This window comes from Paraburkholderia humisilvae (assembly GCF_902859855.1).
Taxonomy (GTDB): Bacteria; Pseudomonadota; Gammaproteobacteria; order Burkholderiales; family Burkholderiaceae; genus Paraburkholderia; species Paraburkholderia humisilvae.
In genome coordinates, this window is record NZ_CADIKH010000007.1 from 1 (window position 1) to 17,011 (window position 17,011).

At 65.3% G+C, this 17,011-nt stretch carries 18 protein-coding genes; 10 read left to right on the plus strand and 8 right to left on the minus strand.

The genetic code is table 11. From position 1 onward, the window contains the following. Positions 1-264 (plus strand): ATPase, T2SS/T4P/T4SS family (locus tag HV796_RS08505; protein ID WP_484555914.1); only part of this gene is annotated, 264 nt, incomplete at its 5' end. Positions 265-268: 4 nt separating this feature from the next. Next, positions 269-1,486, plus strand: coding sequence for a type II secretion system inner membrane protein GspF (gspF, locus tag HV796_RS08510; RefSeq protein ID WP_175226042.1), 1,218 nt, complete (start codon positions 269-271; stop codon positions 1,484-1,486). A 44-nt stretch (positions 1,487-1,530) separates the two neighbouring features. On the opposite strand, the gene HV796_RS08515 is transcribed toward gspF, so the two are convergent. Beyond that, positions 1,531-1,944, minus strand: coding sequence for a type II secretion system protein N (locus HV796_RS08515; RefSeq protein WP_175226043.1), 414 nt, complete (start codon positions 1,942-1,944; stop codon positions 1,531-1,533). Between the two features lie 202 nt (positions 1,945-2,146). Between HV796_RS08515 and gspG the strand changes: the two genes are divergently transcribed. From gspG to HV796_RS08555, 8 genes are read left to right on the plus strand one after another with little or no spacing between them, the layout of a single operon-like run. After that, a complete protein-coding gene (gspG, locus tag HV796_RS08520) occupies positions 2,147-2,611 on the plus strand; it encodes a type II secretion system major pseudopilin GspG (protein ID WP_175226242.1) in 465 nt (154 codons plus the stop codon). A 46-nt stretch (positions 2,612-2,657) separates the two neighbouring features. Further along, positions 2,658-3,167, plus strand: coding sequence for a GspH/FimT family pseudopilin (locus HV796_RS08525; RefSeq protein ID WP_175226044.1), 510 nt, complete (start codon positions 2,658-2,660; stop codon positions 3,165-3,167). Next, the gene (gspI, locus tag HV796_RS08530) at positions 3,167-3,619 is read left to right on the plus strand and encodes a type II secretion system minor pseudopilin GspI (RefSeq protein ID WP_175226045.1); all 453 of its coding nucleotides are present in this window, start codon (positions 3,167-3,169) and stop codon (positions 3,617-3,619) included. Before HV796_RS08525 ends, gspI begins: the two co-directional genes overlap by 1 nt. Further along, a complete protein-coding gene (locus tag HV796_RS08535; protein ID WP_175226046.1) occupies positions 3,597-4,316 on the plus strand; it encodes a PulJ/GspJ family protein in 720 nt (239 codons plus the stop codon). The genes gspI and HV796_RS08535 overlap by 23 nt, the downstream gene beginning before the upstream one ends. 56 nt (positions 4,317-4,372) lie before the next feature. After that, the gene (gene gspK, locus HV796_RS08540) at positions 4,373-5,500 is read left to right on the plus strand and encodes a type II secretion system minor pseudopilin GspK (protein WP_175226243.1); all 1,128 of its coding nucleotides are present in this window, start codon (positions 4,373-4,375) and stop codon (positions 5,498-5,500) included. A gap of 28 nt (positions 5,501-5,528) precedes the next feature. Next, positions 5,529-6,959 (plus strand): type II secretion system protein GspL, encoded by a 1,431-nt coding sequence (gene gspL, locus HV796_RS08545; RefSeq protein WP_175226047.1) that lies wholly within the window; start codon positions 5,529-5,531, stop codon positions 6,957-6,959. Next, a complete protein-coding gene (locus tag HV796_RS08550) occupies positions 6,956-7,459 on the plus strand; it encodes a type II secretion system protein M (RefSeq protein WP_175226048.1) in 504 nt (167 codons plus the stop codon). The genes gspL and HV796_RS08550 overlap by 4 nt, the downstream gene beginning before the upstream one ends. Before the next feature lie 22 nt (positions 7,460-7,481). After that, on the plus strand, positions 7,482-8,261 hold the full coding sequence (locus tag HV796_RS08555; RefSeq protein WP_175226049.1) for a type II secretion system protein N: 780 nt from the start codon (positions 7,482-7,484) through the stop codon (positions 8,259-8,261). Positions 8,262-8,278: 17 nt separating this feature from the next. Here HV796_RS08555 and HV796_RS08560 read toward each other — a convergent pair whose 3' ends face one another. The 7 genes from HV796_RS08560 to ada all read right to left on the minus strand — a co-directional run bounded on the left by HV796_RS08560 (position 8,279) and on the right by ada (position 16,863). Beyond that, positions 8,279-9,934, minus strand: coding sequence for an efflux transporter outer membrane subunit (locus HV796_RS08560; protein ID WP_175226050.1), 1,656 nt, complete (start codon positions 9,932-9,934; stop codon positions 8,279-8,281). A gap of 407 nt (positions 9,935-10,341) precedes the next feature. Next, positions 10,342-10,713, minus strand: coding sequence for a hypothetical protein (locus HV796_RS08565; RefSeq protein ID WP_175226051.1), 372 nt, complete (start codon positions 10,711-10,713; stop codon positions 10,342-10,344). A gap of 607 nt (positions 10,714-11,320) precedes the next feature. Continuing rightward, positions 11,321-12,022 carry an OmpA family protein gene (locus tag HV796_RS08570; protein ID WP_175226052.1) on the minus strand — a complete coding sequence of 234 codons (702 nt, stop codon included), beginning with the start codon at positions 12,020-12,022 and terminating at the stop codon, positions 11,321-11,323. A gap of 112 nt (positions 12,023-12,134) precedes the next feature. Next, on the minus strand, positions 12,135-12,629 hold the full coding sequence (locus HV796_RS08575) for a hypothetical protein (RefSeq protein ID WP_175226053.1): 495 nt from the start codon (positions 12,627-12,629) through the stop codon (positions 12,135-12,137). 234 nt (positions 12,630-12,863) lie between these two features. After that, positions 12,864-14,477 (minus strand): glutamate--cysteine ligase, encoded by a 1,614-nt coding sequence (gshA, locus tag HV796_RS08580; protein ID WP_175226054.1) that lies wholly within the window; start codon positions 14,475-14,477, stop codon positions 12,864-12,866. A 326-nt stretch (positions 14,478-14,803) separates the two neighbouring features. Then, on the minus strand, positions 14,804-15,718 hold the full coding sequence (locus tag HV796_RS08585) for a DNA-3-methyladenine glycosylase family protein (protein ID WP_175226055.1): 915 nt from the start codon (positions 15,716-15,718) through the stop codon (positions 14,804-14,806). Continuing rightward, the gene (ada, locus tag HV796_RS08590; protein WP_175226056.1) at positions 15,715-16,863 is read right to left on the minus strand and encodes a bifunctional DNA-binding transcriptional regulator/O6-methylguanine-DNA methyltransferase Ada; all 1,149 of its coding nucleotides are present in this window, start codon (positions 16,861-16,863) and stop codon (positions 15,715-15,717) included. Before ada ends, HV796_RS08585 begins: the two co-directional genes overlap by 4 nt. Positions 16,864-17,011: the final 148 nt, after the last annotated feature.

Genomic DNA, 17,011 nt, shown 5'->3' on the forward strand with positions numbered 1-17,011 from the left:
GAAGAAGAAGGCCACAAGCAGTGGCACCCGGTCGGCTGCGAGAAGTGCGGGCATTCGGGTTATGCGGGACGACGCGGCGTCTACGAACTGCTACTGGTTGACGACGCAATCCGCGCGCTCATCCACCGCAATGCGGCCGACGCCGAAATTCTCGATATCGGGCGCAAGCAAGGGATGCGCACGCTGCGCGAGGACGGCAATCGCTGGCTCGCGAGCGGCCTCACGTCGCTCGAAGAAGTGATTCGCGTGACGGGCGGAGCGTAAGCGCATGCCTGCTTTCCGGTTCGAAGCGATCGACGCTGCGGGCAAAGCACAAAAAGGCGTGCTCGATGCGGACAGCGCGCGCGGCGCGCGCACGCAACTGCGCACCCAGGGGTTGACGCCACTCGTCGTCGAGCCTGCCGCGACCCGTACGCGCGGCGAACGCAGCCAGCGCCTGTCGCTCGGCCGCAAGCTGTCGCAGCGCGAGCAGGCAATTCTGACGCGCCAGCTCGCAAGCCTGCTGATCGCGGGTCTGCCGCTCGACGAAGCGCTGGCGGTGCTCACCGAGCAATCGGAGCGCGACTACATCCGCGAACTGATGGCCTCGATCCGCGCCGAAGTGCTCGGAGGCCATTCGCTGGCGAACGCGCTGTCGCAGCATCCGAAGGATTTTCCGGACATTTACCGCGCGCTGGTCGCGGCCGGCGAGCACACCGGCAAGCTTGGACTGGTGCTGTCGCGCCTGGCGGACTATATCGAGCAACGCAATGCACTGAAGCAGAAAATCGTGCTCGCGTTCACGTACCCGACGATCGTCACGATTATCGCGTTCGGCATCGTCACGTTTCTGCTCAGCTACGTGGTGCCGCAGGTCGTCAACGTGTTCGCGAGCACGAAGCAGCAATTGCCGATTCTGACGGTCATCATGATGGCGTTGTCCGGCTTCGTCCGAAGTTACTGGTGGGCGATGCTGATCGCAGTGGTGGTAGTCGTGTACGTGGTGCGCACGATTCTCAAACGACCTGGTCCACGGCTCGCGTTCGACCGGTGGGTGCTGACCGCGCCGCTGCTCGGCAAGCTGGTGCGCGGCTATAACACCGTGCGCTTTGCGAGCACGCTCGGCATTCTGACCGCGGCCGGCGTGCCGATTCTGCGCGCCTTGCAGGCGGCCGGCGAAACGCTCAGCAATCGCGCGATGCGCATCAATATCGACGACGCCATCGTGCGTGTGCGTGAAGGCACGTCGCTGTCGCGCGCGCTCGGCAATACGAAGACGTTTCCGCCGGTGCTCGTCCACCTGATCCGCTCAGGCGAGGCGACCGGCGACGTGACGACGATGCTCGACCGCGCATCCGAAGGCGAATCGCGCGAACTCGAGCGCCGCACGATGTTCCTGACGAGCCTGCTCGAACCGCTGCTGATTCTCGCGATGGGCGGCGTGGTGCTGGTGATCGTGCTGGCGGTGATGATGCCGATCATCGAGCTGAACAACCTGGTGCAATAAGTCGTGCAGTGAGCACGCGGCGTTCAGCGGGATGGTGGGAATGGTTAGCGCACGTAGATGGTAGGACCGGGCGCGTTGGCCGGCAGGAACACTTCCGAATGCGCGCCATTGCGATCGATGATGATCGAGCGTGCACGCACTTCGGAGAGTTTCGCGCCTTGCATGATCGCGCTGCCCAGCGATACCGCATGGGGCGGTTCGCCGCCGACGCTGACGATCGCGGCGGCGCCTTCGCGCAGCGCGAGGATGCCGTAAAGCCGCACGTCCTGATTGATGGAGCGCGTGAGCTGGCCGCCGAACAGCGTCGCCGCCTGATCGACCGACACCGGCGCGCGCGCGGCAGCGGCGGGCACGGTGTCACCTCGGTGTGACGTCAGCGTGACGAACCAGTAAGTGGCCGTCGCGCAGAATGCGGCGAAGCACACGAGGGACAGAAGGCGAACTTGAAGGGCAGTCATGCGCGACATTGTACGGATAAATGTGAAAGTTGCGATGGATCGAAACCATACGACGGCATGACATTAGAATGACCGGCCGCGCTATCTGAACGTGTGCCGGAAGCGAAGCGCGAAAATGCGTCGCTCCGCGCATGAGGCGCAAGATGCACAAAGGTTGCCGAGCGCGACCGATCGACAATTTATCGAAATGAGGTAGCAAATGATGCAAATGTGGACGAATCGCCGCACGGAAATCGCGGGTGCCCGCGCCCGTCGTCAACGGGGATTCACGCTGATCGAAATCATGGTGGTGATCGCGATTCTCGGCATTCTCGCCGCGCTGATCGTGCCGAAAATCATGAGCCGGCCTGACGAAGCGCGGCGCGTCGCCGCGAAGCAGGACATCGGCACGATGATGCAGGCGTTGAAGCTCTATCGTCTCGACAACGGCCGCTACCCGACGCAGGAGCAGGGCCTGCGCGCGCTGATCGAAAAGCCGTCGACCGATCCGGTGCCGAATAACTGGAAGGATGGTGGCTATCTCGAGCGTCTGCCGAACGATCCGTGGGGCAATCAGTATCAGTACCTGAACCCCGGCGTGCACGGTGAAATCGATGTCTTCAGCTATGGCGCCGACGGCAAACCGGGTGGCGAAGGCAACGATGCCGACGTCGGCTCGTGGCAATGACACGCGCGGGTCGGTCACCTGTCGGTAGTTAAGGTTTTTTCGCACGATGCGCTCGCTCCCCTGCCCGCCCTTCGAGCTTCGCCGCGCGCTCGCGCGGCGTCAGCGCGGCTTTACGCTGCTCGAGATGATGGTCGTGCTGGTGATCGCGGGTTTGCTGGTGTCGCTCGCGTCGCTGTCGCTTTCGCGCAATCCGCGTACCGATCTGAACGAGGAAGCGCAGCGTCTGGCGCTGCTGTTCGAGTCGGCCGGCGACGAAGCGCAGGTGCGCGCACGGCCGATCGCCTGGATGCCGGCCGAAAACGGCTTTCGTTTCGATATCCGAACCGAAGACGGGTGGCGGCCGCTGCGCGACGATCTGCTGGGCCCGCGAAACTGGGAAGGCGGTGTGACGGGGGTGTCGATTGTTTATCCGGGGTCGTCGGGGTCCGATACGCAGCGCGACCGCGTGCTGTTCGGTACCGAGAGCATCGATGCGCCGGTGAGCGTGACGCTCTACTCGGGTGCGGGCAGCGCGACCATCGTCAGCACCGGCAACGGCCGCTACGAGGTGCGCTGATGACGCGGCGCGCGGGGTTTCGCAGCAGGACTTCGGCACGTGCGCCAGGGTCGCGCGGCCCATCACGCAATCGACGCCATCGGGCGCAGGGTTTCACGATGATCGAAGTGCTGGTCGCGCTCGCGATCATCGCGGTCGCGCTCGCTGCATCGCTGCGTGCGGTCGGCAGCCTCGCGAATGGCGAAGCGGATCTGCACCGACGCTTGCTCGCCGGCTGGAGTGCCGACAATACGCTGGCGCAGCTGCGGCTGACGCATTCGTGGCCCGAGGTCGGTTCGCAGAGTTTCGATTGTTCGCAGGGCAACCTGCAGCTGATTTGCACCGAGCGCGTGACGGCGACGCCGAATCCGGTGTTTCGCCGCGTCGAGGTGTCGGTGACGATGCCGGGGCAGCCCGGCGCACTTGCGCAAATGGTGACGGTGGTCCCGAATGAAACCAGCCGGCCGCTTTGAACGCGGCGCGAGGCGTGATGTTGCGTGCGGCGCTCAGCGTCGCACGCGGCGCCGGCGGTCCGCGCGCGGTTTCACGCTGATCGAGCTGCTGGTCGCAATTGCCATTCTCGCGGTGATCGCGGTGCTGTCGTGGCGTGGGCTCGATGAGATCATCCGCGGCCGGCAGACCATCACGAACGCGATGGAAGACGAGCGCGTTTTCGCGCAGCTGTTCGATCAGATGCGCATCGACGCGCGCCAGGCGGCGACTGAGGACGAAGTGGGTCAGCCGTCGGTGTCGGTCGCGACGAGCGGGCTGCAGATCGTGCGCGAACTGGATGCGCCGGGCGTGGCGCCGCGGCTGCAGGTGGTGCGGTATCGCGTGTTCGAAGGGCACGTGACGCGCTATGCTTCGCCGCCGCTCAGGAACCTCGGCGAGGTGCGGAGCGCGCTATCCGGCGACGAGAACAGCAACTGGAGCGCGGTGCCGCTGATGACCGGCGTCGGCACGATTACCGCGCGTGTGTATGTGCCGAAGGTCGGTTGGACGACGCAGATGAAGGACGTGGAATCCTCGATGAGCGAGAACCTGAACAACCTGAAAGTGCCGCAGCTCGGCAACGCGCCGATTCCACGCGTCGTGACCGGGCTCGAGCTGAGCATCGGCGCGGCTACCTTGAAGCGGCCGGTGACGCGGGTGTTCCTGGTCGGGGAGTGATGCTCGTGAAAGCCTGCCGGCCGCCTTTGCGCGGCGCACGCCAGAAGCCACTGCCGATGCCGCGCCGGCTGCGTCAACACCCGGCGCGGCGGTCGCTGCCCGATGCGCATCGAGCGCGCGAATCCGGCGCCGCCATCATCAGCGCGCTGCTGGTGGTCGCGCTGTCGGCCATTCTCGTGTCGGGCATTCTATGGCGGCAGCAGGTCCAGGTGCGCCGCATCGAGAATCAGCGGCTGCTTGCGCAAGCGCAGTGGGTCGGCCGCGGCGCGCTGGACTGGACGCGGCTGATTCTGCGTTCGGAAGGCGATACGTCAGCGGGGATCACGTATCTCGGCGGCGTCTGGGGTGTGCCGATTGCGAAAACACGCTTGTCCGATTTTCTAGGGCAGATCGGCGCAACGCGCGGCTCGGAAGGCGCGGAAACCTATCTGTCGGGATCGATCGAAGACGCGCAGGCGAAGTTCAACCTGCGTAATCTCGTGACGTCGGCGGCGCCTGGCGCGCTGCAGCTGAATGTGCAGGCCATCGCCTCGTACCAGCGGCTGCTCAGCATTCTCGGCCTGAATAGTCAGCTTGCGAAGAACACGGCGCTGCAGGTTCGCGCGAGCCTCGCGCATTCGGCCACGCGTTTCCAGACGTCGAACCCGGTGAACGCGCCGATCGCGGCCAGCGGACCGGTCGTGGGTGGAGGCGTTGCCGGCGGCAGCGACTTCACCGATAACCCCGGGCTGTCGGATTCGAACGAGAACACCGGTAGCGGGCCGCTGCAAATGACCAGCGTCGATTCGCTACTCGACGTGCCGGGCTACACGCCCGAGATGGTCCAGCGGTTGCGCCCGTTCGTCACGGTCCTGCCGACTGTCACCGCCATCAACATGAACACCGCTCCCGCCGAAGTGATCGCCGCGATCGTGCCGGGTATGAGCGTGTCGAGCGCGCAGGCGCTCGTCGCACGCCGCGAAACGGTGTTCTTTCACAACGTCGCCGATGTGCAACTGGCGCTAGGCGGCGCCGGTGTGCAGAACCTCGTGTTCGATCCGAGCCAGATGGACGTCAATTCGAGCTATTTCGTCGTGCACGGACGTGTGCAGCACGAACGCGCCGAAGTGGACCGCACGACGCTCGTCTATCGCGACGCGCTGACTCATACGACGCGTATCGTACGGGAGCGGGACCAACTATGAATAACGCCTTTCCCAAAGAGAGTGGGCTTTGAGCACGCTGATCGTTCTATTGCCGCCGCGTGATCCGGCGGTGTCGTCGCAGGAATGGCAACTGCCGGAGATGCCGTTTCTGCTGCTCGACAAGTCGGGGCACACGATGCGCGCCGGCCAGGCTTCGCTGGCGCTGCTGCCGCGCGCATCGTCGACGGTGCTGATGGTCGCCGCGCGCGACCTGCTGATGATGGCGGCCACCGTGCCCGCGCTGAAAGGGCCGCGGCTGCGCCAGGCATTGCCGAATGTCGTCGAAGATCAATTGATCCAGGACCCGCAGACCTGCCATATCGCGATCGACACGCAACCGCTCGCGGACGGGCGGCGGCTGCTCGCGATTATCGACCGCGGTTGGTTCCGTTTTATCCATGAAGCGTTCGTGGCCGCCGGGCACCGGAATCTGCGCGCGGTGCCGGTGACGTCGTGTCTGCCGCGGCCGGAGGCCGAAGCGGTGCCGCTCGATGTGCTTAGCGAAGCGATGTCCGATGCGGTCGCCGAAGTGGGTGCCGCAGGTGCGTCAGGCGCGCGCGCTGACGCCGGGACGGCCGGCGAAGCAGCGTCGTCGGCCAGTACTGAAGCGTCTTTGCTATTGGCGTCGCGCGAGCCGATCGTGGCCGCATTGCTGGGGGAGGCGATTCAGTCCGCGCCCGCGGTATTGCTGGGTGACGTGCCGCAGGAAGCGCCGTCGCCTCGCGTCGAACTGGCGATCGCGCGCGGGCGCATCGGCGAGGGCCTCGCCGTGCCCGCGGCCGCGGTCGGCGCGACGCTTGCTGCGCTCACGGGCGACGCGCCGCTTACGTTCTACGCGCTCACCGGCCTGCCCGGCAGCGAGCCGCACGGGAAGGCCAACGCGCCGGCAGCGCAAGCCGACGCGCAGCCGTTGACGTTCGAGATGCTTGCGCAGCGCGCGCTCCAGTGCCGCTTCGATTTGTGCCAGTTCGAGTTCATGTCGCAGCCGTGGCGTCTCGACCGCGCAACGCTGCGGCGCTTGCGTGCGCCGATCGCGCTGATCGCCGCCGCAGCGCTCGTCGCGATTGTCGGCGCCAATGTGCAGTGGCTGATGCTCGCGCGCCAACGCGACGCGCTGAGCTCGCAAATGACCGAAGCGCTGCTCAACGCGTTCCCGAAGACGACCGTCGTGCTCGACGCGTCCGGCCAGATGACGCGGCAATTGCAGCAGCTGCGCGTCGCGGCGGGCGAACTGTCGCCGGACGACTTTCTATCGCTGGCGGACGGCCTGGCGCGATCGCTTGGACCGCTGCCGGTCAACGGATTTGCCGCGCTCGATTACCAGAACCACCGTCTCGATGTGACGTTCAAGCCGCAAGTGAAGGTCGACCCGGACTTCCCGCAGCGTCTTGCGCGCAACGGTTTGAATGGCGCGGTGGACAGCAATACCGGCAAGTGGACCATCAGGAGCGGACAATGAAAGAACAACTGCTCGAGGCATGGGCCAGCTTCTGGGGCGCGCGCAACCCACGCGAAAAAGCACTGCTGACATGGGGCAGCGTGGTGCTGGCGATGGTGATCGCGTGGTCGGTGCTGTGGTCGCCGGCGCAGGAAGGCCGCGCGCATCTGCTCGAACAGCTGCCGGGCATGCAGCGGGAACTCGCGCAAATGACCGCGCAGGCGAACGAAGCGCGGGCGCTGACGGGTGTCGCGCAAGGGGTCGCGCCGACGGGCGGCGCGTTGAAAGATGCGCTCACCGCATCGTTGAGCGATCACGGACTGAACCCGATTCAGGTGCAGGTCATCGGCAGCGCGGTGCAGATCCAGCTGAAAAATGCGTCGTTTCCCGCGTGGACCGCGTGGCTCGACGATGTGCGTCGCCAGTTCAAGGTGCAGGTGTCCGAAGCGCATGTGACCGCGCTGAAAGAAGATGGCCAGGTCGACCTGACCGCGTCGCTACAGCCGGCGACGATCAAGTGATCCCACGCGGACGGGACCTGTGATGAATGTCTGGATGCGGCGCATCGGCGCCGCGTTGCCGTGGGTGATCGTCGCCGTTGTTTCATGCGGGGCGGTGCTGCTCGTCATGCTGCCGGCCGCGTGGATCACGCCGCAGTTCGCGAAGGCGACGCAAGGGCATGTGAACCTCGTCGAGCCTAATGGATCGCTGTGGCAGGGCTCCGCCGTGCTGATGCTGGCGGCCGGTCCTGACGGCGGCGGGGCGACACTGCTGCCTGGGCGCATCGAATGGCGCACGTCGTTCTGGCCGCTTTTCACGGGCCGCGTGCGAATGCAGATGCGCCAGACCGACGCGATGCCGGATGCGATTCAGGTCGACGTAACGCGCCGCGGCGCGCTGATGACGGCTGGTCAGATCGCGGTGCCGGCGTCGTTGCTCGCGGGGCTTGGCGCGCCGTTCAATACGCTGAATCTGCAAGGCGACGTGCGGCTGGCGTGGACCGACTGGCGCAGCTTCGGCCGCGAAGCGTTCGGGCAACTCTCCGTGCGGCTGAACGACATGAGTTCGAGCGTGTCGCGCGTGAAGCCGCTCGGGTCGTATCGCGTGGTGATTCAGGCGGAAGGCGCGGCTGCGATGGTCGATCTGTCGACGCTGAAGGGGCCGTTGCTGCTCAACGGCCATGGGTCGTTGGGTGGAGGGTCGACGTCATTCCAGGGCACCGCGAGTGCGACGCCGGAAGCACTCGAGAATCTCGCGGGTTTGTTGAATCTGCTCGGCGCGCCGACCGGCCAGGGCACCGTGGCGCTGAATTTTGCGCATTGAAGCGGCGCCGACGATGACTAGTCGTTGCGCGTGCCGTCAGGCGTAGCGGGCTTCTGCGCGACTGGCTGAACGTTTTTTGTCGCTGCGCCCGCGCGTGCCGCCGCCGTCGTTCCAGCGACGGGTGCCGCATCTGCCGCTGCCTGCGGCGCTGACGCAGGCGTGGCGGGCGCCGGTGCCGCCATCCCGCCGTTTTCGCGATCTATTTGCGCGACGTCCCAGCCGCCGCCGAGCGCCTTCACGAGCCCAACCGACGACACCATGCGCTGCCCCGCGATCGTCGCGAGCTTCTGTTCCGCGGTGAAGGCGGTGGTTTGCGCGGTCAGCACGGTCAGAAAGTCGACGGTGCCGGACTTGTACTGGTTCGTCACGATATCGAGCGCCTGCTGCGCCGACTGCACCGCCTGCTGTTGAATGACGATTTCGTTGCCGAGGATGCGTAGCGACGCGAGATTGTCTTCAACGTCCTGGAACGCGGCGAGCACCGTCTGGCGATAAGCCGCGACGTTCTGGTCATAGGTAGCCCGCGCCGCGTCGGTCTGTGCGCTGCGCAAGCCGAAGTCGAACAGCGTTGCCGCGAGTTGCGGGCCCACGGTCCAGAAGCGCGACGGCGCCGTCAGCAACTGCGAGAAGACCGAGCTTTCGAAACCGCCGCTCGCGGAAAGCGTGAGCGTCGGGAAGTACGCGGCAATCGCGACGCCGATCTGCTCGTTCGCGGCCGCTGCCTTGCGCTCGGCGGACGCGATGTCGGGCCTGCGCTCAAGCAGTGCCGATGGCAGTTGCGCCGGCACATCGGGCGGCGTCGCATCGAGCGGCGCCGGCGCCAGCGAGAACGTCGACGCAGGTTCGCCGATCAGCACGGCGATCGCGTGCTCGTTCTGCGCGCGTGCGACGCCATTGTCGATTGCCGCGGCTTGCGCCGACTGCAGCTGCGTTTGCGCCTGGATCACATCGGAGCGCGCGGCGACGCCCTGCGCATAGCGGTTTTGCGTCAGCTGCAGCGACTTCTCGAACGATACGACGGTGTCGTCGAGCAGCTTTTGCTGTGCATCGAGCGAGCGCAGCGTGAAGTAGGTTTGCGCGAGCGTCCCCTGTGCGGACAGGCGTGCGTTCGCGAGATCGGCGGCGGCGCCCTGCTGCCCGGCTTTTTCCGCCGCGACAGTGCGGCTCACCTGACCCCACAGGTCCGGTTCCCATGTCGCGTCGGCAGACAGGCGGAAGCTATTGGTAATCGCGCCCGACGAGCCGACCGAACCGGTGCCGGTGACAAAGCCGCCGCTGCGCGCCGGCGACTGTTGCCGCTCGCCGCTGCCATTGAGCGTGACCACCGGGAAATACGCGGAGCGCGCTTCGGCGACGAGCGCGCGCGCCTGCCGGTAGGCGGCGGCGAACTGGGCGATGGTCTGGTTTGACGCGTTGAGCTTGTCTTCGAGTGCGTTCAGTTGCGGGTCGTTATAGATGGTCCACCACGCGCCGCGATCCTGCTGGTCGGACGGTTGCGCGACTTTCCAGCCCTCCGCCGCTTCCTTGTAGGACGCCGGAATATCGGTTGTCGGCCGCTTGTAGTCGGGGCCGACCGCGCAGCCGGCCAGCATCGCGCACAGCGCCGCGGCGACGGCGATCGTCATGGCGCGGGGCGTGGCGGCGCGGCGGCGCGAGGTGAAATCAGACTGCATGCAATTGAATTCCTGTCGATTCGGCCGGCGGATGACGCAAAACACCCGGCGGCGCTCGCGTGGTCGCTGTGTGAGGGTGAACAAACGCATGGAATGGTGCCGCGGCACGAACGAAGCTGCCACGTGAACCAGGCTGCAGCACGAACGAGATTGCGTGCGCGACCGGTAGCTTACTGCGCCTCGCGCGCGGAAAACAGAAGAGTAATGCGACGCGCCTTGCAGGTGTGTTACGGAGGGTTTCCGCACGGTTACGTGCCGTTACTGCGGCGGACGGGCCGAAAGCGCCGATGCGTTGCTGGGGGACGGGATGAGGCGATGGGCCGGAAGCCGGCCGGCATCGCATCGTCGGTTAGCGCAGAACCGCGGTTCACTGTGCCGAACCGTCGACGCGTTGCCGAAAAAAACGCTCAGACGCGAGAGTCCGCAGAGATTTGACGAGCCTGCTTGCCGGCAGCCGCACGGCAGGCGGGCGCATCAGAACGCGTCTGGCAGATGGCCGCACCCGGCGCAATGCTCTTGATCGCAGACGGCGCTTTCGCTTTCACGGATGTCGCGACCAGCAATGCGACCGGCTTGACCGATGCGGCCTTCGCACCGCGACGCATACGCCGATGATCGATCCACGCGAGCAACAACACCCCTAGCGATCCGCCCGGCAGCACAAACACGACGGCGAACAGCGCAAGCTTCCACCAGCGATACGGCTTCTGAAAATTAAGCAGCGCGGAATCGATCAGGGAGCGGCTTAAGCCGCCAAGGGTGTTTTTCAGGTACAGCATCGCGGGATTTCCTCTGCGGCCGGCTGTGGCGGGCGCGCGGCGAATCGGTCAGAACATAGCCTCGGGTGGCGCGAATCGCGCGTAACTCGTTGACTGACATAATATTGCCTATGCAATTAAGTTTCAACATACTTCGCGCGAGTCCCTAGGGCTTGTGTTGTTTTTCGGCGAGGTGGTCCCGAAGAATCCCATTTTTGTCATACAAATTTGGTCGCATTGCTACGCTTATCGTTGCGTTGTATGCAGAGCAGGGTCAGTTTGATGTCATACCCTGCAATGTGTCAGGGGTCGGCCAGGCGCCTGAAGCGGGCGTGATGCGGCACTGCTGCGGTCGATTGAGCGGTAAAGACTACTCAGAAATGGACAGCGTCCGCGTCACATTTTAGTTGCCTAGGCATGGAAGACTATCACCCGGATACGCGCAGCCTATCGATACATGAGCCTGCGTTCCGGGCCGTTTCCTGTTGAAGATGGCCGCGATGCGCGGCCACCGGGCCGTACGGACGAAAAAAAACGGCATCGGCTTGATGCCGATGCCGCCGCGCAATGCGAGACCGGGGAACGACGGCCCGCGTCTTAGGGCGGAAAAGGAAACCGCGGAATCGCTTTATTGGCCGTCGACCTGGATTTCGACTCGCCGGTTCTTGGCCCGGCCCGCCGCCGTCGCATTCGAAGCGACCGGCGATGCGCTGCCGTAGCCGTTGACGCTGTGCTTCGCGGCGCGCAGGCCGTGCGAACCGAGATACGCCTGAACGGCACGGGCACGTGCGGCAGACAGCCGATCATTCAGCGCAGCCGAGCCGGTCGAATCGGTATAGCCGGCGATGGTCAGTTGCTGGATATCGACGCCGCGATTGGCAGCGATCAAATCGTCGAGATTCGCTTTCGCGGCGGGCGTGAGCGACGCGCTGTTCAGGTCAAAGTTTGCGTCGCCCTGCAATGTGACCTTGCGGACCGGTGCGGGCGCAGCCGGAGGCGCGACCGGCCGCGGCGCCGCCTGCGGCACCGGCTGCTGAACGACGGGCGTCGCGCAGGTGAAGAGGATTTCACGCGGGTCGTTGTCGGGTTTGAAGCCGGACGCCGCACGATCGACTGCGGAGACGCGCAACGCCTGCTTGTCGCCGCACACCTTCTTCACCTGGTCCATACAGCTTTCGGTGCTCTCCGCGAGGCCCTGACACTGCACGCGATGCGCTTGCGTGCCATTGGCCAGGGTAATCACGTCGTTGTTGTAGGTCAGACCGGATGAAGTGGTGCAACCAGCCGCGAATGCGATGCACGCGGCGGCGACGGAGAGTCGAAGGGTCATGGGGGCTTCCCGATGGAATTGAAGGTGCTCGAACGATAAATTCGGCCCTCTTCAACACCAATCGGAGAAGTCTTAAAGCATTCTTCAGTCGCGCGGTGATGCGTTTGGCTGATTACTGCGATACGGGTTCGCCGGTCGGCGATGACGTCGTCTGGCCGGGCATCGCGTCCGCCGGGTGCCCAGCGGACGGAGTCGGCATGCGGTCCGGTGCGTTCTCATTGGTGTTGCCGCCGCGCACGAACTGCTTGAAGTCCGCGCCCGCTTCCCACGGGTTGGGTTTGCAGCCGAGCGGGCTATCGCAATGCGCGGAGAAGCCGATCGTGAACGTGCCGTCGTTGTTGCCCGTCATTGTGATCTGATAGGCAAGCGCGCGCTTGCCGCCGTCGGGCCCGGCAGTCTGGATCAGCGAATCGGTGCTGGTCGTCACTTCATAGCGCGAATGATCGGTGACCCAGGTCTTTGCACGTTGCCACCACGTATCGCATTCGGCCTTCGCTGTGCAGGTGAGCGGCGCGGTCGCCAGCTGCATCACGTCGGGGTTAACCTGCCCGCGCGTCGAGCATCCGGCGGCCAGCACGCACAACATCGCCAATAGACCTCTTTTCATCGCACTTCTTCCTCCCTGAACGAAGCACGCCGGCCGCGCATGTTTTTGCGTCGCGCGCCGGTCGGTCTGCAATATGAGTTGGACCCGTACGCGTCGTGTGTGTTTCATCGGTGTGAAGACGTTCGCGACGGCGGCGGAATTCTTGCTGATCAGCGCGCGAACGCTCAACGAAAACGGGTAGACGTTACCTTGCGGCACGCTCGCACGCGGAACGCGCAATGTTTCACAAGCGCGTCAAACACTGAAGCGGTTCAGCGTATAGGCACGATAGGCGGCGACAAACGCATCGAACGAGCCGACCTCTTCCCGCTCGAGTTTTTCTTGTGCCGCGAGCGACTCCGTCGCGAGTCTCATCAATTCGTTCGTCGACCCGGCATCGAGCGGCCGCGTGCGGAAGTGCGCCGCGTGTGCTTCGCTTTGTTCGAGGCCAAATGCGAGAAAGCCTTGCTGTCGGTCCCGCATGGTTTGCAGCACGCGCGCTGACGGCGTCAATGACGGGTCCGCGAGTTTCGCGCGTTGCGTGGCGACCGCGCGCGCGTGAACGTCGCCGCCCTGAATGGCGTCGAGCGTGGCCGCGGCAATCGCGATGCGGTCGAGCAATTCATTTGCCCAGGCGGCCATCGCGATCGGCTGGCCGTCGCGCATCAATTCGAGGCCGGGCTTGCGCCCTTCCATCGTGACGAGGCAGAAGTTCCTGTTCGCTTCCGCGTAGGCGGGCGGCGGCAGCGTCGCGCTGTCTTCGAGCGCGCAGACAAGCAGATACGCATCGAGGAAACGCGCGGTTTCCAGCGAGATGCCGATCGGCTCGAATGGATCGATGTCCATGCAGCGTACTTCGACGTATTGCACGCCGCGCGCCGCAAGCGCATGCAGCGGACGTTCGCCTGAATAGGTGACGCGTTTGGGGCGGATCGTCGAGTAGAACTCGTTTTCGATCTGCAGCACGTTGGTGTTGATCTGTACCCACTCGCCGTTGCGTTTCGTGCCGATCGCTTCGTACGGCGGATACGGCTGGCTGACTGCTTCGGCCAGTGCGTCGAGATAACCGGGAAGCGTGTCATAGTCCGCGTGCAGCGCGGATTGGCCCGTCGTATTTGAGTAGCCGAGGTCGCTCATCCGCAAGCTCGTTGCATACGGACGGTAGAACGTGTTGGCGTCGAATACGTCGAGCGTGTGGGCGCGGTTGCGCAGGAAGTGCCGGTCGAGCGCGGGTGATGCGCCGAACAGATACATCAGCAGCCAGTTCGTGCGGCGGAAGTTGCGAATCAGCGCGAGGTAGCGTTCCGACTGGAAGTCGACCGCGTTGGCGGTGGATTGCTGATCGGCATGCAGCAGCCGCCACACTTCTTCGTTGAGCGAATAGTTGTAGTGGATGCCGGCAATGCATTGCATCGTGCGCCCATAGCGTAGCGCAAGGCCGACCCGGTACACGTACTTCAGCTTGCCGATGTTCGACGTGCCGTAGTGCGCGATCGGAATCTGATCGTCTTCAGGCAGGAGGCCGGGCATCGAGTTGTTCCACAACATCTCGTCGCCGAGCTGCGAGTAGACAAAACGATGCAACGTGTCGAGCTGCTCGAGCACGAGCGACGCGTCGTGTTCGGCGGGCGTGATCAGTTCGAGCAGTGCCTCCGAATAGTCGGTGGTCAGCGAAGGATGGGTGAGTGCGGCGCCGAGCGCGCGAGGATGCGGCGTCATCGCGAGGACACCGTCATGTGTCACACGCAGACTTTCTTTTTCGATGCCGCGCAGGCCCGCGGTCAGCGCGTCGCGCTGCGGGCCGGAAGTCAGCACGGACAGGCGATGCAGCAGCGCGTCGGTCGTGCGGGATGATTTCGTGTTGGGCATTGAACGGATATCGCACGTTGCCGGTAGTGTCCGGCTACCGCATGCTTGGTGCGGTCGACCTCGTGCGGCGCAATTTTCAGTAGCGGGCACTTTAACATCTCGCCACGACGGCTGCTTGACGCGATTTTGCGAGCTTGCAACGCGAGTCGACAGCAGCACGATTCGCGATGAATCCGATGTCGCGCGGTGCGTCTACTGTACGCTGCGCGCGGGCGTTTTACATGGCGCGCAATCGTTTGGATACTTGACGGTGGTGCTGCTGCCCGCTGCGTTCAAGCACCGTCGTTGGCCGGCGCGGTTGCCGCATCCGTTAGTGATGGAAACGATCAGCCGCCGCGTGCCGCGCCCATCCGATCGGTGACTTCATTCCACAGATGCATCGCCGCATAGGCACGCCATGGCCGCCAGGCGTCTGTGCGTGCGCGCTGCTGCGTCGGGCGGACGAGCGCCGGATCGCGCGCGGCGATCGACTGCATCAGCACGAGATCCCACGCGGGCCATGCGTCGGGGTCGCGCCACGCCCGCATCGCGACATATTCGACCGTCCACGGGCCAATGCCAGGCAGCGCCAGCAGCGTTGTGCGCAGCGTCGTCGTGTCGGCGGCGGGATCATCGAGCGGCACGGAGCCGGTCGCGACGGCTTGCGCGAAGCCCTGCAGCGCGGCGACGCGTTTGCCTGGCATACCGATTTGCGCGAGATCGGCGCAGGCGAGCGCGGCCGGCGTCGGAAAGCGCCATGCGGTGCGCTCGTGCGGGTGGTCTTCGATGCGCTTGCCAGCGCGCTCGACCAGTCGGCCGATGATCGTCGTCGCGGCCTTTACGCTGACCTGCTGACCGACGATCGCGCGCACCACGAGCTCGAAACCGGACCATGCACCCGGCACGCGCAGACCCGGCGCCGCGGCGACGAGCGGCGCGAGCCACGGATCGGCGGCAAGGAATGCACCGATCGCGCGCGGGTCCGCGTGCAGGTCGAACATCCGCGAAATCGGCGCGGTGAGCGCGTCCGCGTGACGTGCTGCGGCGCCGTCGAGTGTCGCGACAAGGCAGTGCTTGCGCGGATGCCGCGTGACCTGCAGCGTGCCGCTGTCGCCCGCCCATTCGATCGCGCGGCGGTACGCACCGTCTTCGATGGCTTCGACGCCCGGTGTCGCCCGGCCCGCGAAGAAGCGCAGCGTGCGTGGCCAGTCGAACGGCGCTTTGAACGGCAGTTCGAGTTTGACGTTGATTGGCGTACTCAAGGGGCGTGATCCAGGTCGGCGGTCGTAGCGTTTGAGATGGCGTTACCGCTGACGGAGGCGCCACTGGCCGATGACGCGGCACGCGGCGCGCCGTCGCGGCGTTGCCGTTCCGCATCGAGCAACGCCGCCTTGCGCTGCGCGCCCCAGCGGTAACCGCTCAGCGAGCCGTCCTTGTGCAACACGCGATGGCATGGAATCGCGAGCGCAACCGGGTTCGACGCACATGCGCCGGCGACCGCCCGCACCGCCTGCGGCGAGCCGACCGCCTCGGCGATCTCCGCATAGCTGCGTGTCTCGCCGTATGGAATCCGGCGCAACGCATCCCACACGCGCTGCTGGAACGCCGTCGGCGCGATATCGAGCGGCAAGTCGATGCGCTGCCGGGACCCGCTCAGGTAGGCATCGATCTGCGCGACGAACGGTGCGAGCTTCGCCGCATCTTCGACGAGTTCCGCATTGGCGAATTCGTCGCGCAGTCCCGCGACGAGCTCCGCCTCGTCGTCGCCGAACGCGATCTTGCAGATGCCACGGCCGGTGGCCGCGACGAGCACGACACCCAGCGCCGTGAACGCGCCCGTATAGTGCACGACAAGGCCCGCGCCCTTGCGGCGATACGCGGACGGCGCCATGCCGAGCTCGGCGGGCGCGGTATCGTACATCCGCGACGGGGAGCCAAAACCGGCGTCGACGGTCGCGCGTGTCACATTCGCGCCTCGCTGCAGCGCGTCGCGCAATGCCGCGCCGCGTTGCGCCGCCTGATATTGCCTTGGCGAAACGCCAACGACACGCTTGAACAACCGTTGCAGATGGAACGCGCTGACATGCACCGCATCGCTCAACTGCGCGAGCGTCAGACGCTGCTGCGGATCCGCATCGAGCACCGCGCACGCGCGATTCACGATCTCCATTTCGCGCGGCAGACCGCCTGGCTGGCAGCGCTTGCAATCGCGGTAACCGGCGGCGCGCGCGTCGTCCGGCGTCGCGAAGAACTCGACGTTCTCCCGGCGCGGCTGTCGCGACGCGCACGATGGGCGGCAGAATACGCCGGTCGTCTTGACCGCGTAGAAGAAGGCGCCGTCCGCTTGCGCGTCGTGACGCGCGACAGCGGCCCAGCGGTCGGAATCGGTTGAATATGCGGTTTTCATCGTCAGCGCTCGTGGATAAGGTTTCGACGGTTTCCAATGTACGGCGCACGTCGACACACTACGCTCCGGTTCTTGCGCTGTCATCGCCGTTCGTGGCGTGTAGGGGCCGGCACTCCCACATATTGGGGGCGGAGCGCAAATCCTTCTG

Excerpts from the sequence above, each read along its gene's own strand:
- HV796_RS08550 (WP_175226048.1), top strand. The coding sequence starts at position 6,956 with ATGAAAGAACAACTGCTCGAGGCATGGGCCAGCTTCTGGGGCGCGCGC.
- HV796_RS08555 (WP_175226049.1), top strand. The coding sequence starts at position 7,482 with ATGAATGTCTGGATGCGGCGCATCGGCGCCGCGTTGCCGTGGGTGATC.
- HV796_RS08575 (WP_175226053.1), bottom strand. The coding sequence starts at position 12,629 with ATGAAAAGAGGTCTATTGGCGATGTTGTGCGTGCTGGCCGCCGGATGC.
- gspF (WP_175226042.1), top strand. The coding sequence starts at position 269 with ATGCCTGCTTTCCGGTTCGAAGCGATCGACGCTGCGGGCAAAGCACAA.
- gspK (WP_175226243.1), top strand. The coding sequence starts at position 4,373 with ATGCCGCGCCGGCTGCGTCAACACCCGGCGCGGCGGTCGCTGCCCGAT.
- HV796_RS08565 (WP_175226051.1), bottom strand. The coding sequence starts at position 10,713 with ATGCTGTACCTGAAAAACACCCTTGGCGGCTTAAGCCGCTCCCTGATC.
- HV796_RS08535 (WP_175226046.1), top strand. The coding sequence starts at position 3,597 with ATGAAACCAGCCGGCCGCTTTGAACGCGGCGCGAGGCGTGATGTTGCG.
- gshA (WP_175226054.1), bottom strand. The coding sequence starts at position 14,477 with ATGCCCAACACGAAATCATCCCGCACGACCGACGCGCTGCTGCATCGC.
- ada (WP_175226056.1), bottom strand. The coding sequence starts at position 16,863 with ATGAAAACCGCATATTCAACCGATTCCGACCGCTGGGCCGCTGTCGCG.
- HV796_RS08515 (WP_175226043.1), bottom strand. The coding sequence starts at position 1,944 with ATGACTGCCCTTCAAGTTCGCCTTCTGTCCCTCGTGTGCTTCGCCGCA.
- gspI (WP_175226045.1), top strand. The coding sequence starts at position 3,167 with ATGACGCGGCGCGCGGGGTTTCGCAGCAGGACTTCGGCACGTGCGCCA.
- HV796_RS08525 (WP_175226044.1), top strand. The coding sequence starts at position 2,658 with ATGCGCTCGCTCCCCTGCCCGCCCTTCGAGCTTCGCCGCGCGCTCGCG.
- HV796_RS08570 (WP_175226052.1), bottom strand. The coding sequence starts at position 12,022 with ATGACCCTTCGACTCTCCGTCGCCGCCGCGTGCATCGCATTCGCGGCT.
- HV796_RS08560 (WP_175226050.1), bottom strand. The coding sequence starts at position 9,934 with ATGCAGTCTGATTTCACCTCGCGCCGCCGCGCCGCCACGCCCCGCGCC.
- gspG (WP_175226242.1), top strand. The coding sequence starts at position 2,147 with ATGCAAATGTGGACGAATCGCCGCACGGAAATCGCGGGTGCCCGCGCC.